At 71.6% G+C, this 24,698-nt stretch carries 24 protein-coding genes; 11 read left to right on the top strand and 13 right to left on the bottom strand.

Annotated elements, in window-relative coordinates:
- Nucleotides 1-20 precede the first annotated feature (20 nt).
- The gene (locus KAK06_RS22270; RefSeq protein ID WP_210804369.1) at nt 21-500 is read right to left on the bottom strand and encodes a GNAT family N-acetyltransferase; all 480 of its coding nucleotides are present in this window, start codon (nt 498-500) and stop codon (nt 21-23) included.
- Nucleotides 501-691: 191 nt separating this feature from the next.
- Here KAK06_RS22270 and KAK06_RS22265 point away from each other — a divergent pair, with 191 nt between their 5' ends.
- From KAK06_RS22265 to KAK06_RS22255, 3 genes are all read left to right on the top strand, one after another.
- A complete protein-coding gene (locus KAK06_RS22265) occupies nt 692-1,159 on the top strand; it encodes a hypothetical protein (protein ID WP_210804368.1) in 468 nt (155 codons plus the stop codon).
- A gap of 199 nt (nt 1,160-1,358) precedes the next feature.
- On the top strand, nt 1,359-2,726 hold the full coding sequence (locus KAK06_RS22260) for an aminotransferase class I/II-fold pyridoxal phosphate-dependent enzyme (protein WP_210804367.1): 1,368 nt from the start codon (nt 1,359-1,361) through the stop codon (nt 2,724-2,726).
- Between the two features lie 30 nt (nt 2,727-2,756).
- Nucleotides 2,757-3,989 carry a class I SAM-dependent methyltransferase gene (locus tag KAK06_RS22255; protein WP_210804366.1) on the top strand — a complete coding sequence of 411 codons (1,233 nt, stop codon included), beginning with the start codon at nt 2,757-2,759 and terminating at the stop codon, nt 3,987-3,989.
- Nucleotides 3,990-3,994: 5 nt separating this feature from the next.
- On the opposite strand, the gene KAK06_RS22250 is transcribed toward KAK06_RS22255, so the two are convergent.
- Nucleotides 3,995-6,430 (bottom strand): ATP-binding protein, encoded by a 2,436-nt coding sequence (locus KAK06_RS22250; protein ID WP_210804365.1) that lies wholly within the window; start codon nt 6,428-6,430, stop codon nt 3,995-3,997.
- Nucleotides 6,431-6,501: 71 nt separating this feature from the next.
- Nucleotides 6,502-7,593 (bottom strand): TRAP transporter substrate-binding protein, encoded by a 1,092-nt coding sequence (locus KAK06_RS22245; protein ID WP_210804364.1) that lies wholly within the window; start codon nt 7,591-7,593, stop codon nt 6,502-6,504.
- 126 nt (nt 7,594-7,719) lie between these two features.
- Here KAK06_RS22245 and KAK06_RS22240 point away from each other — a divergent pair, with 126 nt between their 5' ends.
- Nucleotides 7,720-8,568, top strand: coding sequence for a MipA/OmpV family protein (locus KAK06_RS22240; protein ID WP_210804363.1), 849 nt, complete (start codon nt 7,720-7,722; stop codon nt 8,566-8,568).
- Here KAK06_RS22240 and KAK06_RS22235 read toward each other — a convergent pair.
- From KAK06_RS22235 to KAK06_RS24605, 3 genes are all read right to left on the bottom strand, one after another.
- On the bottom strand, nt 8,552-8,773 hold the full coding sequence (locus KAK06_RS22235) for a hypothetical protein (protein ID WP_210804362.1): 222 nt from the start codon (nt 8,771-8,773) through the stop codon (nt 8,552-8,554). The two genes, KAK06_RS22240 and KAK06_RS22235, sit on opposite strands and share 17 nt — an antisense overlap.
- A gap of 109 nt (nt 8,774-8,882) precedes the next feature.
- Nucleotides 8,883-9,590, bottom strand: a complete 708-nt coding sequence (locus tag KAK06_RS22230) for an SOS response-associated peptidase (protein WP_210804361.1) — start codon at nt 9,588-9,590, stop codon at nt 8,883-8,885.
- A 44-nt stretch (nt 9,591-9,634) separates the two neighbouring features.
- On the bottom strand, nt 9,635-11,044 hold the full coding sequence (locus KAK06_RS24605) for a methyl-accepting chemotaxis protein (protein ID WP_310741140.1): 1,410 nt from the start codon (nt 11,042-11,044) through the stop codon (nt 9,635-9,637).
- 239 nt (nt 11,045-11,283) lie between these two features.
- On the opposite strand from KAK06_RS24605, the gene KAK06_RS22220 reads away from it, so the two are divergent.
- Entirely contained in the window at nt 11,284-12,573 is a 1,290-nt protein-coding gene (locus tag KAK06_RS22220) for a DUF4397 domain-containing protein (protein WP_210804359.1), read from the top strand.
- Nucleotides 12,574-12,693: 120 nt separating this feature from the next.
- Here the strand turns inward: KAK06_RS22220 and KAK06_RS22215 are convergent, their stop codons facing one another.
- Together KAK06_RS22215 and KAK06_RS22210 are read right to left on the bottom strand one after the other, a co-directional pair.
- Entirely contained in the window at nt 12,694-13,548 is an 855-nt protein-coding gene (locus KAK06_RS22215) for a pirin family protein (RefSeq protein WP_247653058.1), read from the bottom strand.
- 10 nt (nt 13,549-13,558) lie between these two features.
- Nucleotides 13,559-14,785, bottom strand: coding sequence for a tetratricopeptide repeat protein (locus tag KAK06_RS22210; RefSeq protein WP_210804357.1), 1,227 nt, complete (start codon nt 14,783-14,785; stop codon nt 13,559-13,561).
- Nucleotides 14,786-14,809: 24 nt separating this feature from the next.
- Between KAK06_RS22210 and KAK06_RS22205 the strand changes: the two genes are divergently transcribed.
- Nucleotides 14,810-15,538 (top strand): hypothetical protein, encoded by a 729-nt coding sequence (locus KAK06_RS22205; protein ID WP_210804356.1) that lies wholly within the window; start codon nt 14,810-14,812, stop codon nt 15,536-15,538.
- 29 nt (nt 15,539-15,567) lie between these two features.
- The gene (locus KAK06_RS22200; RefSeq protein ID WP_210804355.1) at nt 15,568-17,109 is read left to right on the top strand and encodes a thioredoxin family protein; all 1,542 of its coding nucleotides are present in this window, start codon (nt 15,568-15,570) and stop codon (nt 17,107-17,109) included.
- A 16-nt stretch (nt 17,110-17,125) separates the two neighbouring features.
- On the opposite strand, the gene gstA is transcribed toward KAK06_RS22200, so the two are convergent.
- Both gstA and KAK06_RS22190 read right to left on the bottom strand, forming a co-directional pair.
- Nucleotides 17,126-17,734, bottom strand: a complete 609-nt coding sequence (gene gstA / locus KAK06_RS22195) for a glutathione transferase GstA (protein ID WP_210804354.1) — start codon at nt 17,732-17,734, stop codon at nt 17,126-17,128.
- A gap of 340 nt (nt 17,735-18,074) precedes the next feature.
- On the bottom strand, nt 18,075-18,524 hold the full coding sequence (locus tag KAK06_RS22190; RefSeq protein ID WP_210804353.1) for a DUF4902 domain-containing protein: 450 nt from the start codon (nt 18,522-18,524) through the stop codon (nt 18,075-18,077).
- Between the two features lie 110 nt (nt 18,525-18,634).
- On the opposite strand from KAK06_RS22190, the gene KAK06_RS22185 reads away from it, so the two are divergent.
- On the top strand, nt 18,635-19,360 hold the full coding sequence (locus KAK06_RS22185; RefSeq protein WP_210804352.1) for a helix-turn-helix transcriptional regulator: 726 nt from the start codon (nt 18,635-18,637) through the stop codon (nt 19,358-19,360).
- Nucleotides 19,361-19,741: 381 nt separating this feature from the next.
- On the opposite strand, the gene KAK06_RS22180 is transcribed toward KAK06_RS22185, so the two are convergent.
- From KAK06_RS22180 to KAK06_RS22170, 3 genes are all read right to left on the bottom strand, one after another.
- Nucleotides 19,742-19,936 carry a YgaP family membrane protein gene (locus KAK06_RS22180; RefSeq protein WP_210804351.1) on the bottom strand — a complete coding sequence of 65 codons (195 nt, stop codon included), beginning with the start codon at nt 19,934-19,936 and terminating at the stop codon, nt 19,742-19,744.
- A gap of 102 nt (nt 19,937-20,038) precedes the next feature.
- On the bottom strand, nt 20,039-20,728 hold the full coding sequence (locus KAK06_RS22175; protein WP_210804350.1) for a Crp/Fnr family transcriptional regulator: 690 nt from the start codon (nt 20,726-20,728) through the stop codon (nt 20,039-20,041).
- A complete protein-coding gene (locus KAK06_RS22170) occupies nt 20,725-20,994 on the bottom strand; it encodes a YkgJ family cysteine cluster protein (protein ID WP_210804349.1) in 270 nt (89 codons plus the stop codon). The genes KAK06_RS22175 and KAK06_RS22170 overlap by 4 nt, the downstream gene beginning before the upstream one ends.
- 126 nt (nt 20,995-21,120) lie before the next feature.
- Here KAK06_RS22170 and mnmG point away from each other — a divergent pair, with 126 nt between their 5' ends.
- The 3 genes from mnmG (at nt 21,121) to KAK06_RS22155 (ending at nt 24,521) form a co-directional block, all read left to right on the top strand.
- Nucleotides 21,121-23,160 carry a tRNA uridine-5-carboxymethylaminomethyl(34) synthesis enzyme MnmG gene (mnmG, locus tag KAK06_RS22165; RefSeq protein ID WP_210804348.1) on the top strand — a complete coding sequence of 680 codons (2,040 nt, stop codon included), beginning with the start codon at nt 21,121-21,123 and terminating at the stop codon, nt 23,158-23,160.
- Nucleotides 23,132-23,791 carry a 16S rRNA (guanine(527)-N(7))-methyltransferase RsmG gene (rsmG, locus tag KAK06_RS22160; RefSeq protein WP_210804347.1) on the top strand — a complete coding sequence of 220 codons (660 nt, stop codon included), beginning with the start codon at nt 23,132-23,134 and terminating at the stop codon, nt 23,789-23,791. Before mnmG ends, rsmG begins: the two co-directional genes overlap by 29 nt.
- 88 nt (nt 23,792-23,879) lie before the next feature.
- Nucleotides 23,880-24,521, top strand: a complete 642-nt coding sequence (locus tag KAK06_RS22155; RefSeq protein ID WP_247653056.1) for a LysE family translocator — start codon at nt 23,880-23,882, stop codon at nt 24,519-24,521.
- Nucleotides 24,522-24,698 lie beyond the last annotated feature (177 nt).

The following is a 24,698-nucleotide window of genomic DNA, read 5'->3' as shown; positions in this document are numbered from 1 at the left end:
GCGGGAATCAGCGCCGGTGCTCAGTCACCGGCGCCGACCCGCTTGAACAGGCTGATGTTGGTGGGCTCGAAACCCAGGCGGGCGTAGAGCTGCCGGGCGCCCCCGTTGTGGCCGAACACATGCAGCGCCATGCCGTGGAAGCCGAAGGACGCGCAGGCCTGCTCCAGGCCACGCAAGGCACCCGTGGCATGGCCCTGGCGGCGGTGCGGCGGGTCGACCTCCAGGTGGTAGACATAGGCGATGTCCAGGCCATGCAGGCGCTGCCTGGCAAACCACAGCACGCCCACGGCGGTGCCGGTGCTGTTGACGATGGCGCAGAGATGGTGGTCGGCCGTGGCCAAGCCCTGGGGCAGCAGGCGGGCGTGGTCCTCGCGCGAGCGCGCCAGGGCCTCGTCGGGCGTCCACTGGCCCGCGGCGGTCTTGTCGCGCGCGTAGGCCTCGATGGCTTGAGGCAGCCAGGCCTCGAATTCGGCAGCTGAGAGGGGACGCAGGGCCGTCATGGGGAGATGGCTGGAGCGGGGCGGCGGCTGCATGCTAAGGCGATGATCCCTCTGCGCCAAGCAGCTCCCCAGGGGGTCCGACGGGCAGCGGCCGACTGTGACGATTGGTAACGCTCTCACGGTAGACTGGCCTTGCGCTGGAGTTCCCCAGCGCTCACCACAACACTCCATCAGCGAGAGGGAGACTGCCCATGTCCATCCGGACCCTGGCCATCCTGGCCGCGAGCGTATCCATGGTCGGATGCGCGTCGATCGTCAACGACACCACCCAGCCGATGAAGCTGGAGACCAAGACCGCCGACGGCCAGATGGTCACCGGCGCCGAGTGCAAGATCAGCAACGACTACGGCACGGTCAGCGCGCGCTCGGGCGACAGCGCGATGGTGCGCCGCTCAAGCAAGGATCTTGACATCTCGTGCAAGGACCCGGCCAACCCCGAGGCCGTGGGTCGTGCGATCTCGCGCGCCAATGCAGGCCTGGCGGGCAACATCCTGATCGGCGGCGGCATCGGCGCCATCATCGACCACTCCAAGGGCACGGCCTACACCTACCCGACCTGGGTGCAGCTGGTGTTCGGCAAGACCCTGGTCTTCGATCGCAGCAACGAGAAGGAAGGCATGCCCGTGCTGGGCACCGAGCCTACCGTGAACACCAAGTAAACCGGCGCCCACCCGCCACCCCGATCCGCCCGGCCTCGCCGGGCTTTTTTGTTGCCCGAACACTGCGCGGCCCTGTCGCTTTCTCGCGCCTTTACAAACACTTTCAGCGCAGGAAGTCAATCCCCCATTGCAGGCAGGCTGGCAGGCCCCGCGATCCCGGTCAGACTCCCGGCCGTCCACAGACACACAGGGAGATGACATGGACGACCGTTTTGACGAGCCTGAGACCGACGCCAGCGACACGCTGGCCCTGCTGGACCCGGCGCTGGCCGGCAGCACGCGTGATTTCGTCGGTGGTGCGCATGCCGATCTGCGCGAGCGCCCGCGCGCCTTCCACGACTGGCTGGTGCTGCGCCGCGAGCGCGGCCTGCACCCCTACGCGCGCACACTGCAGGGCCCGCCCGGCCCGCAGGCGCGGCTGGCCCAGGCCGATGGCAGCCTGGCCAGCGGGCTGAACTTCTCCTCGCAGGACTATTTGTCGCTGTCGACCCACCCCGCCGTCCATGCCGCCGCCACCGAGGCGATACAGCGCTGGGGCGTGCACAGCGCCGGCTCCACCGTGCTGGCCGGCAACGTGGGCGACGGCGACCGGCTCGAGCAGGAGCTGGCCGAGCACCTGGCGATGCCGCATGTGCGCCTGTTTCCCACCGGCTGGGCGGCCGGCTACGGCCTGCTGCGCGCGCTGGTCGGCCCCGAGGACCATGTGGTGATGGACCAGCTGGCGCACAACTGCCTGCACGAGGGCGCGCGCGCCGCCACCCGCCATGTGCACCTGCACCGCCACCTGGATGTGGCGCATGCGCGCACGCTGCTGCAGCGCATCCGCGCGCGCGGCGGCCAGCACGGCATCCTGCTGGTCACCGAGGGCTGCTTCTCGATGGACGCCGATGCGCCCGACCTGGCCGCGCTGCAGGCGCTGGCGCACGAGTTTGATGCCCTGCTGGCGGTGGACGTGGCGCACGACCTGGGCAGCATGGGCCCGCTGGGCCAGGGCCAGCCGGGGCTGCAGGGCGTGCACGGCGAGCTCGACATCGTGCTGGGCTCGTTCTCGAAGACGCTGGCCGCCAACGGCGGCTTCGTCGCCTGCCGTGAGGCGGCGCTGGCCGAGTACCTGCGCTACTACGCCCCCACCACCACCTTCTCGAACACCTTGTCGCCGGTGCAGATCGCGGTGGTGCGCGAGTCGCTGCGCCTGGTCCGCTCGGCCGAGGGCCTGCAGCGCCGCGACGCGCTGATGCAGACCGTGCTGGCGCTGCGCCAGGCGCTGCACTGGCAGGGGCTGGAGGTGCTGGGCCAGCCCTCGCCGATCGTGCCGGTGCTGCTGGGCCCCACCGCGCAGGCGCGGCGCATCGCCCGCGCGCTGCCCGGCCAGGGCCTGCTGGCCAACCTGGTCGAGTACCCGGCGGTGGCCCTGAACCGCGCGCGCATGCGGCTGCAGTGCATGGCCGCGCACACGCCGGCGCAGGCGCTGGAGGCGGCGCGCCGGCTGGGCCGCGCGATCGCCGAGGCCGCGCCGCCCGAGTCGGTGGAGACCGCGCACATGGGCATGGACACCGCCGAGGCCTGAGGAGCCATCGGCAGCAGGGACAATCGCCGCATGAGCGACGATGTCCCGCTGACCGAGCAGCGCCAGGCCCTGGCCGACTTGGCGCGCCTGGAGCGTTTCCACACCCTGCTGGCCGACAGCCTGAGCAGCGGCCGCTGTGTCAAGCTGGTGCTGGCCAAGCCGCGCGCCGGCGGCGACGACCTGCAGCGCCTGAGCGCTCGGCCGCTGGCGCTGCGCGGCCAGGCCTGCCTGCAGCTGGTCTACCAGCACGCCACGCGCGACATCACCAAGAACCCGCCGCAGGACGAAGCGCTGGCGCTGCTGCGCGAGCTGCTGGGCACGCGCTTCGCGCACGCCCACCTGTTCACCACCGAGGGTGAATGGCAGCTGTCGATCAGCAAGCGCGGCAAGGTGGCCCTGGCGCGCCACGCCCAGGCCGCGGTGGCCGCCGAGCCCGCCGGCCACGACCGCGAGAAGCAGCGCTTGCTGGCACTGAGCGAGCCCTTCCTGCAGGACCTGGGCGTGACCGATGCGCGGGGCCAGCTGGTGCCGGCGATGGCGCGCAAGTGGAAGCAGATCAACAAGTTCGTCGAGGTGATCGCCCACGCGCTGGAGCGCGCCCACTGGGCGCCGGCCCCGGGTCAGCCGGTGCGGGTGGTGGACTTTGGCGCCGGCCGCGGCTACCTGACCTTTGCGCTGCACCACCACCTGACCCAGACGCGCCACTGGCCGGCCGAGGTGCTGGGCGTGGAGCTGCGCCAGCCGCTGGTCGATGAGTGCAATACCGCCGCCGCGCGGCGCGGCCTGGCCGGCCTGCGCTTCGAGTGCGGCGACGTCAACGACCACGCCCCGGATCGGGTCGACCTGATGATCGCGCTGCACGCCTGCGACACCGCCACCGATGTGGCGATTGCAGCGGGCATCCGCGCCGGCGCGACGATGATCGTCTGCTCGCCCTGCTGCCACAAGGAGCTGCGCCCGCAAATGCAGCTGCCCGAGGTGCTGCGGGGCATGCTGCAGCACGGCATCCACCTGGGCCAGCAGGCCGAGATGGTGACCGACACCCTGCGCGCGCTGTGGCTGGAGGCGCGCGGCTGGGACGCCCAGGTCTTCGAGTTCGTGGCGCTGGAGCACACCAGCAAGAACAAGATGATCCTGGCGCTGCGCCGCCCCGAGGGCGCCCCCGGCGAGGCACGCCGCCGCGCCGAGGCCGAGCGGCAGATCGCCGCGCTGCAAGGCTTTTACGGCGTCACGCAGCAGCGGCTTGCTGAACTGCTGGCCTGAGCGCTTCAGCCGCGCCGCGTGCGCTCGATCGCCGCGGCCAGCAGGCCCAGGTCCAGCGGCTTGCTGACATGGTCGTCCATGCCGGCGGCCAGGTGCGAGGCACGGTCCTCGACCATGGCGTTGGCAGTCATCGCGACGATCGGGATGCGCGACAGCGGCCCGGGCAGCGAACGGATCGCCCGGGTGGCCGACTCGCCGTCCATCAGCGGCATCTGCACATCCATCAGCACCAGGTCGTAGGGCTCGAGCTGGACCTGGCGCAGCGCCGCCATGCCGTCGGCGACGAGGGTGCACTCGTGGCCCAACTGGTCCAGCATGGCCTGGATCAGGATCTGGTTGACCGCGTTGTCCTCGGCCACCAGGATGCGCAGCGGCGGGCGCGGCACGGCGGCGCCCGCGGCGCCAGCGGCCGGCGTCTCAGGCGCGTCGGCCGCGCGCTGCAGCGGCAGCAGCACGGTGAAGCAGCTGCCCACGCCCGGCGCGCTCTGCACGTCGATGCGCCCGCCCATCAGGTGGACGATCTCGCGGCTGATCGCCAGCCCCAGGCCGCTGCCGCCGTAGCGCCGGGCCGCGCCGCTGTCGCCCTGCATGAAACGGGTGAACAGGCGCGGCAGCAGCTCGGGAGCGATGCCGATGCCGGTGTCACGCACCGCGATCGAGACCTGGCAGCGGCCATCGGGCAGCGGCTGGTGGGCCAGCTCGACGCTGATGCGGCCCTGCTCGGTGAACTTCAGCGCATTGCCCAGCAGGTTGAACAGCACCTGGCGCAGCCGGCTGGCGTCGCCGCGCAGCCGCGCCGGCAGGCCCGGCGTCACCTCCAGGTCCAGCACCAGGCCCTTGGCCTGGGCGCGCAGGCGCAGCAGCGAGGCCACCTCGTCCACGGTGCGCACCAGGTCAATATCGGTGAGCTCCAGCGTCAGGTGACCGGCCTCGACCTTGGACAGGTCCAGGATGTCGTTGATCAGCGCCAGCAGGGTCTGGCCGGAGCCGTGGATCAGCTCGGCGCAGCGTCGCTGCTCGTCAGTCAGCGGGGTGTTCAGCAGCAGGCTGTTCATGCCCAGCACGGCGTTGAGCGGGGTGCGGATCTCGTGGCTCATCGCCGCCAGGAAGCGCGACTTGGCCTCGTTGGCGGCCTCGGCGGCCTGCTTGGCACGGGCCAGCTCGCGCTCGTTGCGGGTGATGTCGCGGAACACGCTGACCACACCGCCCTCGGGGGTGCGGCGCTCCACTGCGTGGATGACGCGGCCGTCGGGCAGCTCCTGCTCGTAGCCGCCCTCGCGCTGGCGGTGCACGGCCAGGCGCATCTGCACCCAGCCCTGCTGGTCGGCCTGGCTGGCGTCGGGCATCAGCGCCAAGGCGCCGGTCAGCGCCAGGCGCTCGAAGTCGACCCCCGGCGCCAGCACCGGCTTGAGCCACGGGAACAGGTCCTCGTAGCGCTGGTTCCAGACCACCACGCGGTCTTGCGCATCGCACAGCAGGAAGCCGTCGCCCATGGCCGCCAGCGCGCGTTCGAGCGAATCCTTGGTGCGCTGGGTCTCGGCCCGCGCGCGTGCCAGGCCCCGCAGGTAGCGGTCGGTGGCCACCGCGGCGCCCAGCAGCGCCAGCGAGAACAGGGCCGCCACCGCCACCACCAGCCGGCGCGTCAGCTCGCCCTCCTGCAGCGCCACCGCGCGCGGCAGCCCGGCGCTGACCAGCAGCCCCTGGTAGAGCAGCGGCCGCGCCGCCACCAGCGCGGGTTCGTCCTGCAGCCGGGCGCGGACGTCCTGTGCCACGCCGCCCGTCTGCAACGCCCCCAGCGGCCGCGCCAGCTGGCTGCCCAGCAGGGCGTCCTGCGGCGGCGCCACGGCCATCAGCAGGCCGTCGTCACGCTCCAGCGTGAGGCTGATGCCGCCCTCCTCGGCATTCGGGCCGAGGATGGACGCCGCCACGGCGACCGGCCACTCGGCGACGATGAACCAGCGCTGCCCGCGCGGATCACTCAGTGGCCGCGCCAGGTAGAGCACGCGCTCGGCGGTGGCAAAGGTCTGGACCGGCTCGGACACGCGCAGCTGGGGCACGGCCTGCTGGCGCAGCCCGCCCAGCCAGTCGCTGGGTGGCTGCATCGGTGGCCGCCCATCCAGCGCCTGGGCCGACACGCGCACCCGGCCCTGGTCGTCCACCAGGGCCATGTCGCGCAGCGACAGGTTCTGGCGCACGGTGGCGTACAGCAGCTGCCGCGCCCGGCCCTCGTCCAGCCCGGTCGGCGTCCAGACCGGCTGCAGTGTGCTGTCGTGGCCCGCCAGCAGCAGGTCCAGGCCCAGCAGGCTGCGGTTGAGCGCCGCCTCGGCGCCGGCCACCTGGCGCTCGACGGCGTCGCGCGCCTCGCGCAGGGCTTCCTCGCGCAGGCTCAGCAGCAGCCAGGTGGTCACCCCGGCGACCAGGGCCACCAGCAGCGCAGCCATCAGCCCCACGGCGCGGCGTGTGCGCCGTGTATCGGCGACGCCGTCGGCGGGGGCGGGCAGCGGTGTCACAGTCAGCGCGGTGCCAGCGTGCCGTTGACCGGCCCCAGGGTGCGGTTCCAGGCTTCGGCGCAGCCGGCGCCGCAGCGCTGCAGCCAGCGCGAGAGCACGGTGCTGGCAAAGATCTCGCGTTGGCGACGCACATCGGCCGGCGTGGCGCGCACCTCGGTCATGCGGCCCTTGCGGCCGCCCACGCAGGCCTGGGCGCCGATGTTGCAGGCCAGGCCTTCGCCGGTTTCGTGATCGGACTCCTGCCAGATGTCGTGTTCCAGCCGCGCCAGCTCACGCGTCAGCACGCCGCGCAGGTCGGCGGGCAGGGCCTGCCAGGCGCTGCGGTTGGCACCGAAGAGCGACAAGCCCCAGGTGATCGGCAGCGTGTGGATGTGGCTGGTGACCTCGTGCAGGCCGATGGTGTTGCCCGACATGCTGCCGGTGATGGCGCAGTCCAGGCCGCCGCTGCGCATCTGCTGCACGATCTCGGCAAAGGGCGTGGTCACCGCCATGCCGCCCAGCGCCTCCACCCAGTCGGCCTGGGTGGGGCTGGAGGTGCGCACCTTGCGGCCCGACAGGTCGGTCAGGCTGACCAGCGGCTTGTTGCAGAAGACCATCTGCGCCGGGTAGGTGTAGACCGCCAGCAGCTCGATGCCATGGCGCTCGCGCAGGCGCTCGGCCAGCAGCGGCCGGAAGGCCGCCAGGTGGCGCCGCAGGCTGGCGATGTCCGGGTTCAGGCCGGCCAGGTCCATCGCGCCCAGCAGCGGGTCCTGGCCGCTGGCCTGGCTGACCAGCACGGTGCCAAAGCTGACCACGCCCAGCTGCATCAGGCGCAGCATGTCGGCGCCGCGGATGCCGGCGCGGTCAAAGGGCACGACGTCGGCGCGCAGGCGGCCGCCGCTCAGGCGGGGCAGCTCCTGGGTCCAGAACGGTTCTTCATGGCGCAGGTACTGGTTCACGCCGGCCAGGCCGCCGACCACGCGCAGCACGGTGGGCTCGGACGCTGCGGCCGGGGCCGGGGCTGCGGTGAACAGCGATGCGGCCATCGCCAGGCACAGGCCGACGCGTCGTCGCGCCGGGCGAAACCCCGATCGCCGCCAGGTGCCGAGGTGCATCACAGAACCTCCTTCGTCGCGCAGCGCGGCTTGCCGCAGCCGCGGAGCTGTCTCGGAGTATGGCACTGTCACGGGCCTCATCCCTCTTCAGGCGTGGCCAATCTTGGCGCACTAGCATCGCCTTCCATGCGCGATGCCACCAGCCCCTTTCTGCGACTGCCCGCCCTGGCCCTGGCGGGACTGGCCAGCCTGCTGGCGCCGACCAGTCATGCCGCCGACGACGAAGCCGCCTTCAACTACCAGATCGGTCTGGCCACGGCCTGGAAGCCCAGCTTCGCCGGCTCCGACAACTACGACGTGTCGGCGCGGCCGGTGGTCGGGCTGCGCTGGGGGCGCTTTCGTCTGACCTCGTCGCAGGCCAATCTGATCGAGGGACCCGCCGACGGCAGCCGCGCGCCGGGCGCCAGCGTGTCGCTGGTGGAGTCCTCGCGCTGGAGCTCCGGCCTGGCGCTGCGCTACGACAAGGGCCGCTCGCCCAGCGACGATCCGCGCCTGGCCGCGCTGCCGGAGGTGCGCAGCACGCTGCGCGCCCGGCTGTACGGGCGCTATGCGCTCGACGGCGAGGCCGATGACCAGCGTGCGCTCAGCGCGGCGCTGTCGGGCGATCTGCTGGGCCGCGACGGCGGCGTGACGCTGTCGGTCGACCTGTCGCGCCGGGTGGCGTTGTCGCCCACACTGCGCTGGACACAGGGCATCGGCCTGGGCGCGGCGGATGCCACCTACCTGCGCAGCCACCACGGTGTACCGGCGGCCTCGGCGGCGGCGGCCGGGCTGCCGGCCTACCGTCCCGGCGCCGGCCTGACCGACGCCCATGTGGGCACCGGGCTGACCTGGCGCATGCACCCGAACTGGCGTCTGGGCGGCACGGTCGGCCTGACCTACCTGCTGGGCCCGGCGGCCGACAGCCCGCTGACGCAGCGGCGCAGCTCGGTGGGCCTGGTGGTGGGCCTGGTCTACATCAGTTCTCCCGACTGAACTCGTGCGCGCCGAAGTAGGTGTCGAACAGATCCTCGTCGCGGCACTCCTGCACCTGCAAACCGGCCAGCACCTGTTGGAAGGGGCGTGGACGCGGCGCTGACTCGACGCTCAGGCCCATCGGCTGGGTGTCGGCCCAGCAGGTGGAGATGGCGGGGGTGGGGCGCAGCGCGGCGGCAAATCGGCGGGCGAGTTGAAGGGGCATGGCGTTCTCCGGACGACTCCTGCAATGTCGGAGGTTTCACGACCAAGCCTAAGGGCGGCGACGACCGCGCAGCGTGGCGAAATGCGGGGGGAAAGCCGCTTTTGGCCCCCTATGCCTCGGGGGTCAGGGGCTCGGGCAGCGGCGTGGTGAGGGCCTCGCCCTCATGGCCGGCCCGCCCCACCGCCCGGTCGACCGGCCAGGCGCGCAAGGCCTGCGGCGGCGTCGGCAGCAGCAGCGCCGCCAGCGCCTCGGGCCGCTGCTCGCCACGGTCCAGCCAGGCGGCCCAGTGGGCCGGCTCGACGATCACCGGCATGCGGTCGTGGACCGGCGCCATGATGGCGTTGGCGTCGCGCGTCAGGATGCAGCAGCTCAGCAGCCAGTCGGCGCGCTCGTCAGGGCGCCAGGCCTCGAACAGGCCGGCGAAGGCCAGCGGCGCGCCATCCACGGCGCTGAAGTACCAGGGTTGCTTGAAGGGCTTGCCGTCGGCGCCGCGGCGCGGCTGCCATTCGTAGAAGCCGCTGGCCGGGATCAGGCAGCGGCGCCGGCGCAGTGCCTGGCGAAACGACGGTTTTTCGGCCGCGCTCTCCAGCCGCGCATTGTTGAGCTTGGCGCCGATGCCGGCGTCTTTCGCCCAGTGCGGCACCAGACCCCAGCGCATCAGCGTGCCGATGCGCTCACCCTCGCGGGTGTCGTGGACCACCGGCACCTCGCTCTGCGGGGCGATGTTCCAGCGGCGCTCAAAGGGCTGGATGCGGGTCAGGCTGAAACCCTGCACCAGCGTGGCAGGGTCATAGGCCACGACATAGCGGCCGCACATCGCGGGCTCCTCCCGGGCAATGGGATGGCCCGGATGATAGGGGTTCAGGCGGCGCGGATGCCTTGCATGGCCTGCGCCAGCTGCCCGGCCTGCTGGCGCAGGCTCTCGGCGGCGGCCGAGCTCTGCTCGACCAGGGCGGCGTTCTGCTGGGTCGAGGCGTCGAGCTGGTGCACCGCGCCGTTGACCTGGGCGATGCCCTCGCTCTGGGCCTGGGCGGCGGCGGTGATGTCGCGGATGATGTCGGAGACGCGCTGCACCGCGGCGACGATCTCGTCCATGGTGGTGCCGGCCGAACCCACCAGCTCGGCACCGGCGTCCACCTTCTGCACGCTGTCGCCGATCAGCTGCTTGATCTCGCGCGCCGCCTCGGCCGAGCGGCCGGCCAGGCTGCGCACCTCGCCGGCCACCACCGCGAAGCCGCGGCCCTGCTCACCGGCGCGGGCGGCCTCGACCGCCGCGTTGAGCGCCAGGATGTTGGTCTGGAAGGCGATGCCATCGATCACGCCGATGATGTCGGCGATGCGCTTGGACGCCTGGTTGATCTCGCCCATCGTGGTCACCACGTCGGCCACCACCTGGCCGCCGCGGCCCGCCACCTCGGCCGCGCCCGCCGCCAGCTGGCTGGCCACGCGGGCGGATTCGGCGGTCTGCTGCACGGCGCCCGAGAGTTGCACCATCGCCGAGGCGGTCTGCTGCAGCTGGCCGGCGGCCTGCTCGGTGCGGCCGCTGAGGTCCAGGCTGCCGCTGGCGATCTCGCTGGAGGCGGTCTGGATGTTGGCGATGCTGCCACCCACAGTCTGCAGCACCTGACCCAGCGACAGCAGCGCTGTCTTCAGGCCGGCCGCGGCCCGGGTGCGTGCCGGCAGCGACTGCACATCCAGTGCGATGCGGCCCTGGGCGCCCAGGTGATCGACCAGGGTTTCCAGCTCCTGGCCCTGCGTGGCTGCGCTGCGCATCAGCATCGCCAGGTACACCTCCAGCGCGGTCTGCACCACCACGTAGCCGGCATGGACCATCACCCGCATCAGGTCGGGCTCGGCCAGGCAGTAGGTGCCCAGGCCGGCCGCCTGCAGGCGGTCAAACAGCACGTGATGCACCGCGATCACGCCGGCCGCCAGCACCAGCGGCCGCCAGTCGCGGTAGGCCAGCAGGAAAGCCAGCGTCACGAAGACACCGAAGTGCATCTCGGTCAGGCCGCGGGCCAGCTGGATGTGCAGCGCCACGCTGGCCATCAGCGTGGCCGACAGCACCAGCCGCGAGGCCAGCGTGCCCGGTGCAGCCAGCGCGGCCAGCGCGCCCAGCAGCGCCAGCGGCAGGCCGGCGCCCAGGGCCAAGCCGGGCTGGCCGACATAGACCCCCAGGCCCACGGCCATCAGCACCGAGGCCAGCAGGGACAACAGGATGAGTCGGTCCGCCTGGCGGGCCAGTCTGGACGGGGGGAGGGACGAGGCCATGCGGTCTCCTGGCGGACAGGTGAGCGGCGACAGGGACAGTCGCCCAGGGGCGTCACTGTGCCGGTCAGCGCCGGCGGGCATAGGCGCAAAATGCCTCAGCTTGCCGGTCCTGTTCTGCCCGGTGCGACGCCCGAGGGGTTCACGCAGAAGCGACCACCGCGCAACACGCGCGCAACACGCGCTCGCCACGATCGCCTGTCACATCCATCATGCCTACCCGACCTGCCGAGGAGCCCCCTTTGTCCGAACACCGCCTGTCCAAGCGCCACTTCCTGGGCCTGATGGCCGCGATCCCGATGACCAGCCTGGTCGGCTGCGGGGGCTCCAGCAGCGGCGACGCCTCGCTGCGCCTGGTCAATGCCAGCGGCTACGACGCCCTCGACCTGTACATCGACGATGAGCGCCTGCTGTCCTCGGTGGCCTATGGCAGCGCCAGCAGCTACACCAGTGTCTCGGCAGCCACCGTCACGGCGGCGCTGACCAACGCCGACTCGGCCACCTACCTGCTCAGCCAAAGCCGCTCGCTGGACACCGACACGGCCTACACCGTGGTCGCCTACGGCTGGCAGGGTGCGCTGAAGTCCAACCTGATCGCCGACTCGGTGGACGCGGCCGACAGCGGCAAGACCAAGCTGACGGTGCTCAACACCGCCAGCGACGCCGGCAGCCTGGATGTCTACCTGACCGCGGCCGACGACGACCTCGACGCCTCGACGCCGGTGGCGGCCGCTGTGGACGGTGGTTCGTCCTCCAGCCTCACCAGCGTGACCGCCGGCACCTACCGCCTGCGCGTCACCGCCAGCGAAGACACCAGTGATCTGCGCCTGGACGTGGCCAGCATCACCTTGGCCAGCACCGGCGTGGTCACGCTGGTGCTGATGCCCGGCCCCGGCGGCGTGCTGGTGCACGCCATGCAACTGGTGCAAGACGGCGCGGTCACGGCGCTGCTCAACACCCAGGCGCGCGTGCGCGTGGTGGGCGGGGTGGCCAGCAGCGCCACGGTCAGCGCCAGCGTGGGCGGCGTGTCGCTGCTCAGCGGCGCGCCGTCGCCGACGATTGGCAGCTACAAGCTGGTCGATGCCGGCAGCGCCACGGTCCGTGTCAGCGTGGCCGGCACCAGCCTGACGGCCAGCACCGCCACGCTGGAGGCTGGCGGTGACTACACGCTGCTGGTCAGCGGCACCGTCGCCTCGCCCACGGTCAGCGTGGTCGAGGACGACAACCGCCTGCCCACCAGCAGCAGCAAGTACAAGCTGCGCCTGGTCAACGCGATGAACGGCATGGCCAGCTACCCGCTGACGCTGACGGTCGACTACGAGGCCGTGATCTCGGACCTGGCCGCCGGCGGCGTGTCCGACCCGGTGGCGCTGAACAGCAACGACGCCGCCACACTGGAGGTCAGCTCGGCACTGTCGTCCACCGCGTTGTACAGCCTGACCGACACCGCGCTGTCGGCACAGGGCGTGTACACGGTGTTCATGTTCGGCACCTCCGCCGCGCCGTCGGGGGCGCTGCGCAAGGAACGCTAGAACTGGGGCACCCGGCCGCGGGGTGCCGCGGCCACCCTCCGAGAGGGTGCGCAGGCCGCTTCGGAGCGGCCGTGCGCCGGCCTGCGTGGGGCACCCGGCCGCGGGGTACCGCAGCCGCCCTCAGGCGAGGCGGCCGGCCCGGAAGTCGGCGATCGCCTCGTGGATTTGCTGCGGCGTGTTCATCACGAAGGGGCCGTACTGCACGATGGGCTCGGCCAGCGGACGCCCGGCCAGCACCAGCAGGCGCGTCGGCTGGGTGCCGGGGTTGGTCAGCTGCACGCCGTCGCTGCCGGCGGTGTTGGCCAGCAGGCCCATGTGACCCGCCGCCAGCCGGGCCTCGCCCAGCGCCGCTTCACCGCGGTAGACATGCACGAAGGCGTTGTGCGCGGGCGGGATGGCCACCGCGTGCGCCGCGCCCGGTGCCAGGTGCACGTCCAGGTACAGCACCTGGGTGGCCTCGCGCTGCACCGCGCCCTGCACGCCCTGGTGATGGCCGGCGATCACGCGCACGCGCACGCCGCTGGCCTGCCACTCGGGGATCTGGGCGTCGCTGAAGTCGCGGTACCAGGGCGGGCACAGCTTGTCGCGGCCGGGCAGGTTCAGCCAGAGCTGGAAGCCCTCCATCCGGCCCTCCTCCTGCTCGGGCAGCTCGCTGTGGATGACGCCGCGGCCGGCGGTCATCCATTGCACGCCGCCGTTCTCCAGCAGGCCCTCATGGCCCGCCGAGTCGCGGTGGCGCATGCGCCCGGCGATCATGTAGGTCACGGTCTCGAAGCCGCGGTGAGGGTGGTCGGGGAAACCGGCGATGTAGTCGGCGGCCTCGTCGGAGCCGAAGGCATCGAGCATCAGAAACGGGTCCAGGCGCTGCTGCAGCGGGCCATCGAGCAGGCGCACCAGGCGCACGCCGGCACCGTCGCTGGTGGGGCGGCCGGTGATGATGTGCTCAAGCGCGCGGGGGGTGGTGACCTTGTCCATGGGCCGCATGCTATGCGCCGGCCGCCGCCGTGTCGGTCGGCGGGTCATCGGGCAGGCGCAGGCAGGGCAGGCGCTCGATCCAGGCGGCCAGCAGGTGCTGCTGGCGGCGGCGGTGGGCGCTGAACTCGTCCTGGCCGATGTGGAAATTGCCCTGCGGCTCGGGCAGCGGCACACGGCCCTCCACCGCGAACAGCCGGTCATGCACCAGCACATGGTGGCGCACCAGCGGCCAGACGCGGTCGCGCAGGAACCATTGGTCGATGTTGGGCGTCTCGGCCTGGCGGGTCTGGTAGCCCGCCAGCAGCGGCACCAGGTCGGGCAGGACGCCGGCCACGCCGCCCCACAGGCCAGCCAGCATCAGGTCGGTGTGGGTCCACCAGTCGCGGATGACATGGAACCAGCGGCCCGAGGCGATCCAGTCGTCGACCGCGCGCACCTCGCGCAGGCTGAACACCGAGTCGCAGTCGCGCGCCAGGAAGCGGCCCACCGTCGGATCGTTGGCCACCAGAAAGCGCCAGCACAGGCGCTGGCGCAGCGACTGCCCGGCGGGCTGCACCCGCACATCCACCTGCAGCGAGCGCATGACGGCGATGAAGTCGGCCGGCACACTCTCGTCCACCGACAGGCGCATCACCCAGCCGGGGTAAAGATCGGGCATCAGCAGCGCGTTGCGCAACGCGCCGCGCAGATAGCGCGGGTGGGCACCCCACAGCGAAAACGACACCACTGAAGGCTTGCCCTGGACCTGCTGCGCCACCGGGTGCGGCGGCGGCTGCCAGGGTGTTGCCGGCGCCGCAAGGGCACGGTCCTTGGCCTGCAGCGACTGGCGCCCGGCCTCCTGGGCCTCGGGCTGGCGGCCGACGCGCATCAGCGACTTGGCCCGCAGGTCCAGCGCCAGCGGCAGGTCGGGCTGCCGCACCAGGGCCTGCTCCGACAGCGCCAGCACCTCGCCGTGGCGGCCCAGGCGCTGCAGACAGACGGCCAGGTTGATCAGCGCATCGTGGTGGTCGGGCTGCTGGCGCAGCAGCTGCTGCAGCACCGCGGCCGCGCCACCGAAGTCGTTGATCAGGTAGAGGTAGTAGGCCAGCTGCAGCACGCGTGCGGCGGGCTTGTTGTCGCCGAAGGTGTTGATCGCCGCCACGGCCGACTGGATCGCCGGCATGCGCTGGCCGGCACGCCACAGGCGTTCGGCATCGGCGTGCCAGCCAGATGGGATCGCGGGGGTGTCGGCGCTCATCCGTGCAGGCTAGCATGGCCCGCGATGTCCGACGCGCCCGCCCGAGCCAGCTCCGCGCAGCGCCAGCGCCTGCGCGCGCTGTGGCGCTCGGCCGGCTGGCCCAGCCGCGACATGCTGGAACTCGAGCTGATCGGCGCCGGCTGGGTCGAGCGCCTGCTCGATGCCGACGGCCGCGAAACGCTGCGCCTGACCGACGCCGGCATCGCCCAGTTGCTGAGCGCGCGCCGCCAGCACCAGGCCGCCCTCGGTGCGCATGAGGCCCTGGCCGCCCGGGTGGCGCAGGCCATGCAGCGCGACGGTCGGTTGGCCTGGCGCGGTCTGGCACTGCGCGCACCGCTGGTGCAGGCCGAGGCCGAGGGCGGCAGCCGCACCCGCTGGGTGGTGGCCATGCCCGATGTCTACTCGATCCGCCAGACCACGCGCGAGGACGCGCTGCTGCCGATCGCGCACGAGGTGAAGGTCTCGCGCGCTGACCTGCTGGCCGACCTGCGCCGCCCGGCCAAGGGCGAGGCCTACCGCGCGCTGGCCAGCGAATGCTGGTACGTGCTGGCCGCGGGCATTGCGCAGGCTGACGAGATCCCGCCGCTGTTCGGTGTGCTGCAGGCCACGCCCGGCGGCGCGCTGGAGGTGTTGCGCCCGGCGCCGCGCCGGCCCTTCACGCCGATGCTGGGCCTGTGGATGGCGCTGGCCCGCGCCACCCCTGAACCGCCGGACGAGGAGAGTCCCCAGGCGCCACTGGGGCCGGTGGCGTAGCAGAATCGGACCCCGACCGCGGAGCCGCCATGAAACACACTGCCCTGATCGCCACCCTGCTTTGTGCGCTGGCCGGCCCGGCCCCCGCCGCCCTGCCCTCGGGGCCCGGCGCGGTGGCCTGGCTCAGCGCCGAGGCCGATGCCGACATCGAGCGCGCCTTCGCCCAGGCCCGTGAGCAGCGCAAGCCGGTGCTGCTGTACTGGGGCGCGGTGTGGTGCCCGCCGTGCAACCACCTGAAGTCCACGCTGTTCAACCGCCAGGACTTCATTGAGCGCAGCAAGTCGGTGGTGCCGGTCTACCTGGACGGCGACGCGCCCGGCGCGCAGAAGCTGGCCAGCCGCTTCAAGGTGCGCGGCTACCCCACCATGATCCTGATGGACGCCCAGGGCCAGGAGCTCACCCGCCTGCCCGGCGAGATCGACGCGCCGCAGGTGCTGCGCGTGCTGCAGCTGGGTCTGTCGGGCGGGCGGCCGGTATCGGCGGTGCTGGCCGATGCGCGTGCCGGCAAGCCGCTCAAGCCCGCCGAGTGGCAGCTGCTGGCCTTCTACAGCTGGGACACCGACGAGGACCGCCTGGTGCCCGAGGCCGAGCGCCCCGGCCTGCTGGCCCAGCTGGCCGCCGCCTGCCCCAAGACCGAGCGCGACAGCGCCGAGCGCCTGCTGCTGCGCGCACTGGCCGCCAGCAACGAGCAGCGCGGCCTGCGCGCCGATGCCGCCACCCGCCAGCGGGTGCAGGCGCTGATGGGCCAGCCGGCCCGCGCCCGCGCGCTGATGGACGTGCTGGTCAACTACCCCGCCGAGCTGGCCGCGGCCGCCGCCCCGGTGGCCGGCGCCGACCGCGACGCACTGGTGGCCGCCTACGAGCGCGCGCTGCAGGCCCTGCAGGCCGACGCCACGCTGTCGCGCGCCGACCGCCTGAGCGCGCTGATCGCGCGCATCGACCTGCAGCGCCTGGGCCAGCCCAAGGACACCAAGGCACCCACCCTGCCCGCGGCGCTGAAGCAGCAGATGCGCGACATGGCCGCCGCGGTCGACCGCGAGGTGAAAGACGGCAACGAGCGCCAGACCGTGATCACCGCCGCCGCCCATGGCCTGACCCGCGCCGGGCTGTGGGCCGACAGCGACGCGCTGCTCAAGTCCAACCTGGCCAAGAGCCACTCGCCCTACTACCTGATGAGCCAGTTGGGCAGCAATGCCCGCCAGCAGGGCCGCAACGCCGAGGCGGTGGACTGGTTTGGCCAGGCCTTCGAAAAAGCCAGCGGCGGCGCCACCCGGCTGCAGTGGGGCGCCTCCTATGTCAGCGCGCTGGTCGATCTGGCGCCGCAGGACGCCGCGCGCATTGAAGCCGCCGCGGCGGCGATGCTGAAGGAGGCCGCCGGCCAGAACGCCGCCTTCCACGAGCGCAGTGCGCGCTCACTGCAGCGCATGTCCAGCAAGCTGGCCAGCTGGAACGCCGACGGCAGCCACGCCGCGGTGATCGGCCGGCTGCGCGGTCAGCTGGGCCCGGTGTGCCAGGCGCTGCCCGCGGCCGATGCGCAGCGCGCCACCTGTGACGCGCTGCTGAAGGGCTAAGGCAGTAAGCTGGCGCTTACTTGATCAGGCCCTCGGCCTGCATCGCCGCCTGCACCGCAGGGCGGGCCGACACGCGGGCGCGGAAGGCCGCCAGGTTCGGCAGGTCGCTGATGTCGATGCCGGTGGGCGCTGTCCAGTTGCTGACCACGAAGAGGTAGCCGTCGGCGATCGTGAACGTGTTGCCGGTCAGGTAGTCGCGGCCGGCCAGCTGGCTGTCGACCCAGGCCAGGCGCTCCTTCAGGCGGCCGGCGAAGACCGGCTTGGCCTCGGCCGGCACGGCCGGGTTGAACAGCGGCGAGAAGCCCTTGTGCAGTTCGCTGGTGACAAAGTTCAGCCACTCCAGCACGCGGTAGCGGGCCATCGTGCCGGCCGGCGGCACCAGGCCGCTGGCCGGCACCTGGTCGGCGATGTACTGCTGGATCACCGGGCCCTCGCTGAGCAGCTCGCCGTTGTCCAGGGCCAGCAGCGGCACCTGGCCCTTGGGGTTCAGGGCCAGGAAATCGCTGCCATCGGCCAGCTTCTTGGTCTTGGTGCTGGCCAGCACCAGCTCGAAGGGCAGACCGGCCTCGCGCAGCGCGATATGGGGAGCCAGCGAGCAGGCGCCAGGGTTGTAGAAGAGCTTCATCGGGGGGTTCCATCCATGGTCAGGGCCGCCGATGCTGCCAGCAAGCAGCGTCTCTTCGCAAGGCCGGCATCCCCAACCGGCGCACGCCGCTGTGGTGCGGCCACCCAACGCGCGTGTGTCATCCAGGCGCTGCGGTGGTCGGCGTCATCGGCTCGGTATACATTCGCAGTTTCTGGGGAGCCAGGTCCACGGCGCCGCCGCAGAGCGGACCGGGACTCGGTGGCGCGGTCCGGCTTGGCCGCGCGGTCATGCGATGGTCGATGGGCGCTACATGACGAGGAGTCGGCACCAGATGCCGGTCAGCACGGGGGTGGCCCGAGGCGGATGTGCCGCCGGCCCTTCAGCGCCCGTTCACGGTCTGCGGTCGCTCCGGGCCGTCGTCGCGGCGGCGGCTCGCGCGGGTCGCGCAGGCCTGGGTTCCGTCCGCGCGCAGCCGGCGCAGCGCTTTCAGGATCGTCGCCTGCCAGGGCAGCGCATGAACAATCGCGTTCAGGTGCGCCGCGGCGCGGCTCGCGTGGAGGGGCTCACGCTCCTGCAGAAAGCACAGGTTCGAGTTGATGCCCAGCGGGTCGGCCAGCACGACGATGCCGTCGTCGATCAGGGCCCAGTCCCAGCCCAGGCGCACCATCGGGCCGGCCTCGATCGACTGCCAGGTGGTGTAGCCCACCTCGCGGGCACGCGGCAGTTCGGGCTCATCCACCGTGGTGTGCAGGTGGCGGAATCGGGTGGGCGGGACGTGGCCGGTGGGCCATTCGACCTGCGGCAATGCCAGGGTGCTCCAACGGTACATGGTTCCTTCCTGGGCCGGTGGATCCGGCGCGATCTGTCGTGTCGCCATTGTCTGGAGCGGGCCCGGTGGGTCAACCTGCCTGGGTTGATAGGGCTGACCCGGAGGCCGTCATGGTGATCGCCACCGAGTATCTGGAGGCCCGCGACGCCGCCAGCCTGCTCGACCTGGAGGGCGCGCTGATCCGGTTTGCCCAGCGGCGCGACTTCGCCACGGTCAGCGCGGTGGTGGTGGTGGACCAGCCCGATGGCGACGCCACCTTCGTCTCGGTGGGCAACATCCCCGAGGCCTTCTATGCCGCGCACAAGAACCGCGACAACTCGCGCCGCGACCCGGTGCTGCAGGCCGTCAAGCACCAGACCCTGCCGGTGGTCTGGGACCAGAACACCTATGTCCAGGCCGGGGCCTCCGACCTCTGGGAAGAGCAGGCGCCGTTCGGCTTCCACCAGGGCATCGGCCTGGCCATGCACACCAGCGGCCTGCATTACCTGCTGGGCGTCAACGGGCCCGGGCGACTGCCCGACAGCGTGGATACGCTGACCTCGCTGGTGGCCGAGCTGCAGCTGATGGCGGTCTACAGCCACGACGCCGCACTGCGCCTGATCCGCCTGCCCGAGCCCGAGGAAGACGCGGTCAGCCTGACCGCCCGTGAGCGCGACGTGCTGACCTGGACCCTCGAGGACAAGAGCGCCTGGGTGGTGGGCAAGCTGCTGAGCATCAGCGAACACACGGTGGCTTTCCACCTGAAGAACGCGATGCGCAAGCTGGGCTGCGCCACCAAGCATTCGGCCGCCGCCAAGGCGGTCCGCCTGGGCCTGATCACCCCGCCTAGACGATAGGCGCTGGCTTGTCAAGCTGCCACGGCGCGTAGCTGCCCGCAGGGCGGGCTCGCTGGTGCAATGACGTCATTCCAGATCGGATTGCCGTCCAGACACCAGGAGTTGAGCCATGAACCCAATCGCTGTCATCGCGTCGCAACGTGACTTCCCCCGCACTGGCGGTTGGTGAGCCACGCCCAGTGCGCGTTCAAAACCAAGAAGCAGTGGTGAGGTCGTCGTTGGGACACCCCGCCGAACAACGCGACGAGACGGAGGCCCTCATGGATGCCACGCCCGTTCGCTGACAAGGAGATCCCTCCACAGCCCGCGCGGACATGCGCCAGACGGGCTGAGCTTGGACCCGGCAGGCCTTGCGCCTTCCGGGTCGTTTTTCTTGGACGATCAGTCCTTCTTCATCGGGCAGGTGTTCATGCCCAGCAGCGGGTAGGCCGGGCAGAAGCGGGTCAGTCCGGTGAGCAGGGGCACGACGCCGATCCAGCCCCAAGCGCCGATCTGGCCGGCCAGTGTGAGGCCGATCAGCACCAGGCCGACGAGGATGCGGGCGATGCGGTCAATGCCGCCGACGTTTGCAGTCATGGGGAACTCCTTCCAGCGTTGATCAAGGCCCTGTGCCGGGCCAGGCATCCGCATGGTGCCCGCGCGCGGGCATGCCGTCTGTGACTGTCGTCACTCAGCGCTTCACGCCGTGCCAGTGCCGGCGGCCAGGCGGCGCAGCGCCGGGGCATCGATCAGCTCGATGCGCTCTCGGCCCAGGCTGAGCCAGCCGGCGCGCTCGAATCGCTTGAGCAGGCGGGTGACGATCTCGCGCACCGTGCCCAGCTCGTCAGCCAGCGCCTGGTGGGTGACCAGCAGCGGGCTGCCGTGGCCCAGCAGCGCCGCCGCCAGGCGCTGGTCCAGGCGCTGGAAGGCCACCGCCTCGGCCAGCCCCATCAGATCGGCCAGGCGGTCACCGAAGACGCCGAAGACAAAGTGGCGAAAGCCTGGATCGGCCACCCAGGACTCGAAGCCGGCGCGGCTGAGCACCACCAGCTCGGTGGCCTGCGTGGCGCGGCCGTGCGCCACCAGCGGGCTCTGGCCGAACAAGCCGGCGGTGGAGGCCACGCACAGCTCGCCCGGCGTCACCCGGTACAGCTCCAGCGAGCGGCCACCCTGCGAGCCGCGCGCCACCCGCACCTCACCGCTGAGCAGCATCGGAAAGCCCTGGCAGGGCGCGCCCTCCTCGAACAGCGGCGCCCCGGCCGGCACCGTCAGCAGCATGGCCTGCGTGGCCAGGGCCTGTTCGCGCACGCCGGCTGGCAGCGCGGCCACGGCCGGGTAGGCCTGACCCAGGCGGTCGGCAAGGCGGCCGGGGGACGCAGTCTCGTTCATGCGCCGAGTGTATGAGGGCGCGTCTGAGTTTCCAGCCCACCCAGCCACTGCATCGCCTGCTCGCGGCTGTCGCCGCACATCTCTTCGCTGGGCTGCAGCGAGCCGCACACGGCCGGTCGGCGCGGATCGCTGAAGATCCGGCAGCGGTCGTGTTCATCCAGCTGCACGCAGCGCACCCCCGCCGGCTTGCCGTTCGGCATGCCGGGGATGGGGCTGCTGATCGACGGCGCGATGCAGCAGGCGGCGCAATGGGAGCGGCAGTCCATGCGGCGGATTGTCCCTGTCCTGCACGCGGCGTGCACGCGGCCGACCGGGCGCCTAAAATCGCGGGTTCCCCAGCTGCCGACCAGCCCGCGCGCGCGACGCCGCAGGCACCGGCCCCGTGCGCGCCCATGATCTATCCCCAGGAATTCGACGTCATCGTCGTCGGTGGCGGCCACGCCGGCACCGAGGCCGCGCTGGCCGCTGCCCGCATGGGCGCGACCACGCTGCTGCTGAGCCACAACATCGAGACGCTGGGCCAGATGAGCTGCAACCCGTCGATCGGCGGCATCGGCAAGGGCCACCTGGTCAAGGAGGTCGATGCGCTGGGCGGTGCGATGGCGCTGGCCACCGATGAAGGCGGCATCCAGTTCCGCATCCTCAACGGCAGCAAGGGCCCGGCCGTGCGCGCCACCCGCGCCCAGGCCGACCGCATCCTCTACAAGGCCGCGATCCGCCGCCGGCTGGAGAACCAGCCCAACCTCACCCTCTTCCAACAGGCCGTGGACGATCTGGTGGTTGACGGCGATCGCGTGACCGGCGCCGTCACCCAGCTGGGCATCACCTTCCGCGGCCGCACGGTGGTGCTGACCGCCGGCACCTTCCTGGACGGCAAGATCCATGTCGGCCTGGCCAACCATGCCGGCGGCCGCGCCGGCGACCCGCCCGCCCAGCGCCTGTCGGCCCGGCTGAAGGAGCTGAAGCTGCCGCAGGGCCGGCTGAAGACCGGCACGCCGCCGCGCATCGACGGCCGCACGATCGACTTCACCCGCCTGACCGAACAGCCCGGTGATGGCGTCCCACTGGTGGGCCGCTGGGGCGATTCGGCGCCCACCGGCCCCGAGGTGCCGGTGTTCAGCTTCCTGGGCTCGGCGGCAATGCACCCTCGCCAGCTGCCCTGCTGGATTACCCACACCAACGAGCGCACGCACGCCATCATCCGCTCGGGCTTTGACCGCAGCCCGATGTTCACGGGCATCATCGAAGGCGTGGGGCCGCGCTACTGCCCCAGCATCGAGGACAAGATCAACCGCTTCGCCGACAAGGACAGCCACCAGATCTTTCTCGAGCCCGAGGGCCTGACGACCAACGAGTTCTACCCCAACGGCATCTCCACCTCGCTGCCCTTTGACATCCAGCTGGCCGCGGTGCGCTCGATGACCGGCCTGGAGAACGCCCACATCCTGCGCCCCGGCTACGCCATCGAGTACGACTACTTCGACCCGCGCGAGCTGAGCAGCACGTTCGAGACCCGCGCGATCCGCGGCCTGTTCTTCGCCGGCCAGATCAACGGCACCACCGGCTACGAGGAAGCCGCCGCCCAAGGCCTGTTCGCCGGCGCCAATGCCGCCGCCCAGGCGCTGGGCCGCCCCGCGCTGAGCCTGCGCCGCGACCAGGCCTACCTGGGTGTGCTGGTCGACGACCTGGTGACCAAGGGCGTCTCCGAGCCCTACCGCATGTTCACCAGCCGCGCCGAATTCCGGCTGCAACTGCGCGAGGACAACGCCGACGCCCGCCTGACCGAGCTGGGCCGTGGGTTGGGCCTGGTGGATGACGCCCGCTGGGACGCCTTCAACCGCAAGCGCGACGCTGTTTCACGTGAAACCGAACGCCTGAAGTCCACCTGGGTCCACCCCGGCATCTTCCCGGCCGAGGCGGCCGAGCCGCTGCTGGGCAAGGCGATCGAGCGCGAGTACAACCTGGCCGACCTGCTTCGCCGCCCCGGCGTGGCCTTCGACACCGTCGCCACCATCGCCGCCACCGCCCGCCCGGACGCCGGTGTTTCACGTGAAACATTGCGTGCCGACCTGGGCGAGCTGCTGGCCGACGCGGTGGTCGAGCAGGTGGAGATCGGCATCAAGTACGCCGGCTACATCGACAAGCAGCAGGAAGAGGTCGAACGCGCCCAGGCCTACGAGCACCTCACCCTGCCGCCCGAATTGGACTACAGCCAGGTCACCGCGCTGAGCCACGAGGTGCGCCAGAAGCTGGCCCGGCAGAAGCCGCAGACCCTGGGCCAGGCCGCCCGCATCTCGGGCGTGACGCCCGCCGCCATCTCGCTGCTGCTGGTCCACCTGAAGAAGAAGCGGTTCAAGGGCTTTGACGGCCAGGCCCGCACCGCCACCTTGGACACCCCCAACCGTGAGCCATCCGCAAGCCGCCGCGCTTGAGCGCGGCATCGCCGCCCTCGGCCTCACCCTGCCCGAGGCTGCGCCCGCCCAGCTGCTCGCCTACCTGGACCTGATCGCCCGCTGGAACCAGGTCTACAACCTGACCGCCGTGCGCGACCCGCAGCAGATGCTGACCCAGCACCTGCTGGACTGCCTGGCCGTGGTGCAGCCGCTGCGCCAGCAGGCCGCCGCCTTGGACCATGCCGATGACCTGCGCCTGCTCGACGTGGGCAGCGGCGCTGGCCTGCCCGGCGTGGTGCTGGCCATCGCCAACCCGGGCTGGGCCATCACCTGCGTCGACACCGTGGCCAAGAAGGCCACGTTCATCCGCCAGGTCGGTGCCGAGCTGGGCCTGCGCCAGCTGCAGGCCGTCCACCAGCGCGTCGAGGACATGTCGACCGCACCGTTCTCAATGATCACCTCGCGAGCCTTCGCGTCGCTGGTCGATTTCGTCCACCTCACCCGTGAGCGCCTCGCGCCCGGCGGCTGCTGGGCGGCCATGAAGGCGCACCTGACCGACGAGGAGCGCCAGGCCGTACCAGCGGACGTCGAGATGTTCCACGTGGAACGTCTGGCCGTGCCTGGTCTGGACGCCGAGCGCTGCATTGTTTGGATGCGTGCCACGGTCTGAACTCCACAGGCCCTCCACACCCACTCCACGGCCTACCCACAGGCCGGTCCACAGCCTTGTCCACAGGCGCCCGCAGTATGCTGCGGTCATGGACCTTGCCAGCTTCAGTGGCCCCTTCATGGGCATCGCCGACTACCCGGCCTTCTGCGCCGCCATCGTGCTGTTCCTGGCCTTGCCCGGCCCGGGCACTTTTGCGCTGCTGACCAGCACCGCCAAGGGCGGCTTTCGCGCCGGCGCGGCCGCCACCTTCGGCATCATTGCCGGCGACCAGGTGCTGCTCTGGCTGGCCGTGGCCGGCGTGGCCGCGCTGATGGCGGCCTACCCTGCGGTCTTCGACGCGGTGCGCTGGGCCGGCGCCGCCTACCTGGCCTGGATCGGCCTGAAGCTGCTGACCGCCAAGGACGGCGAGTCGGCCAGCCCGGTACGCATCGAGCCGCACCACTACTTCCGCCAGGCCCTGTTGATCACCCTGCTCAACCCCAAGGCCATCGTCTTTTACATGGCCTTCTTCCCCCTCTTCATCGACCCCGCCCAGCACCGCGGCCTGCCCACCTTCGCCGCGATGGCCATCACCATCGCCGTCATCACCGCGATCTACTGCCTCCTGCTGTGCGCCTTCGCCCAGGCGGTGGCCGCTCAGGTCCGCGCCCACCGCCGCGCAGCCCGCTGGCTGGAGCGGCTGGCCGGGGTGTTCCTGATCGGGTTTGGCTGGCGGCTGCTGAAGGACTGAACTCTGCCCGAAGCGGCCGTAGGCCGCTTCGGGGCCATCGCGCTACCCCAACCGTGCCGCCAAGGGCTGGGCAGGCAGGCAGAGCCGGCCATTGGAGGGCGCCGAGCAGCGCAGGACTGCAGGGCAAATCTCTCTGACTTGGCCCACATTGTCTGAGCACAGCGAGCCGCAGGCGAG

Origin of the sequence: Ideonella aquatica (genome assembly GCF_018069755.1) — a bacterium.
GTDB lineage: Bacteria > Pseudomonadota > Gammaproteobacteria > Burkholderiales > Burkholderiaceae_C > Ideonella > Ideonella aquatica.
The sequence above is the reverse complement of the archived record's forward strand: the minus strand, read 5'-3'. Positions and strand labels throughout refer to the sequence as shown.

Coding starts and splice junctions, on each gene's coding strand:
- KAK06_RS22240 (WP_210804363.1), top strand. CDS start 7,720: ATGCGCGATGCCACCAGCCCCTTTCTGCGACTGCCCGCCCTGGCCCTG.
- KAK06_RS22190 (WP_210804353.1), bottom strand. CDS start 18,524: ATGTACCGTTGGAGCACCCTGGCATTGCCGCAGGTCGAATGGCCCACC.
- KAK06_RS22250 (WP_210804365.1), bottom strand. CDS start 6,430: ATGGCTGCGCTGCTGGTGGCCCTGGTCGCCGGGGTGACCACCTGGCTG.
- KAK06_RS22215 (WP_247653058.1), bottom strand. CDS start 13,548: ATGGACAAGGTCACCACCCCCCGCGCGCTTGAGCACATCATCACCGGC.
- mnmG (WP_210804348.1), top strand. CDS start 21,121: ATGATCTATCCCCAGGAATTCGACGTCATCGTCGTCGGTGGCGGCCAC.
- KAK06_RS22175 (WP_210804350.1), bottom strand. CDS start 20,728: ATGAACGAGACTGCGTCCCCCGGCCGCCTTGCCGACCGCCTGGGTCAG.
- KAK06_RS24605 (WP_310741140.1), bottom strand. CDS start 11,044: ATGGCCTCGTCCCTCCCCCCGTCCAGACTGGCCCGCCAGGCGGACCGA.
- KAK06_RS22155 (WP_247653056.1), top strand. CDS start 23,880: ATGGACCTTGCCAGCTTCAGTGGCCCCTTCATGGGCATCGCCGACTAC.
- KAK06_RS22185 (WP_210804352.1), top strand. CDS start 18,635: ATGGTGATCGCCACCGAGTATCTGGAGGCCCGCGACGCCGCCAGCCTG.
- KAK06_RS22255 (WP_210804366.1), top strand. CDS start 2,757: ATGAGCGACGATGTCCCGCTGACCGAGCAGCGCCAGGCCCTGGCCGAC.
- KAK06_RS22265 (WP_210804368.1), top strand. CDS start 692: ATGTCCATCCGGACCCTGGCCATCCTGGCCGCGAGCGTATCCATGGTC.
- KAK06_RS22230 (WP_210804361.1), bottom strand. CDS start 9,590: ATGTGCGGCCGCTATGTCGTGGCCTATGACCCTGCCACGCTGGTGCAG.
- KAK06_RS22200 (WP_210804355.1), top strand. CDS start 15,568: ATGAAACACACTGCCCTGATCGCCACCCTGCTTTGTGCGCTGGCCGGC.
- KAK06_RS22235 (WP_210804362.1), bottom strand. CDS start 8,773: ATGCCCCTTCAACTCGCCCGCCGATTTGCCGCCGCGCTGCGCCCCACC.
- KAK06_RS22210 (WP_210804357.1), bottom strand. CDS start 14,785: ATGAGCGCCGACACCCCCGCGATCCCATCTGGCTGGCACGCCGATGCC.
- gstA (WP_210804354.1), bottom strand. CDS start 17,734: ATGAAGCTCTTCTACAACCCTGGCGCCTGCTCGCTGGCTCCCCATATC.
- KAK06_RS22170 (WP_210804349.1), bottom strand. CDS start 20,994: ATGGACTGCCGCTCCCATTGCGCCGCCTGCTGCATCGCGCCGTCGATC.
- KAK06_RS22260 (WP_210804367.1), top strand. CDS start 1,359: ATGGACGACCGTTTTGACGAGCCTGAGACCGACGCCAGCGACACGCTG.
- KAK06_RS22205 (WP_210804356.1), top strand. CDS start 14,810: ATGTCCGACGCGCCCGCCCGAGCCAGCTCCGCGCAGCGCCAGCGCCTG.
- KAK06_RS22180 (WP_210804351.1), bottom strand. CDS start 19,936: ATGACTGCAAACGTCGGCGGCATTGACCGCATCGCCCGCATCCTCGTC.
- KAK06_RS22270 (WP_210804369.1), bottom strand. CDS start 500: ATGACGGCCCTGCGTCCCCTCTCAGCTGCCGAATTCGAGGCCTGGCTG.
- KAK06_RS22245 (WP_210804364.1), bottom strand. CDS start 7,593: ATGCACCTCGGCACCTGGCGGCGATCGGGGTTTCGCCCGGCGCGACGA.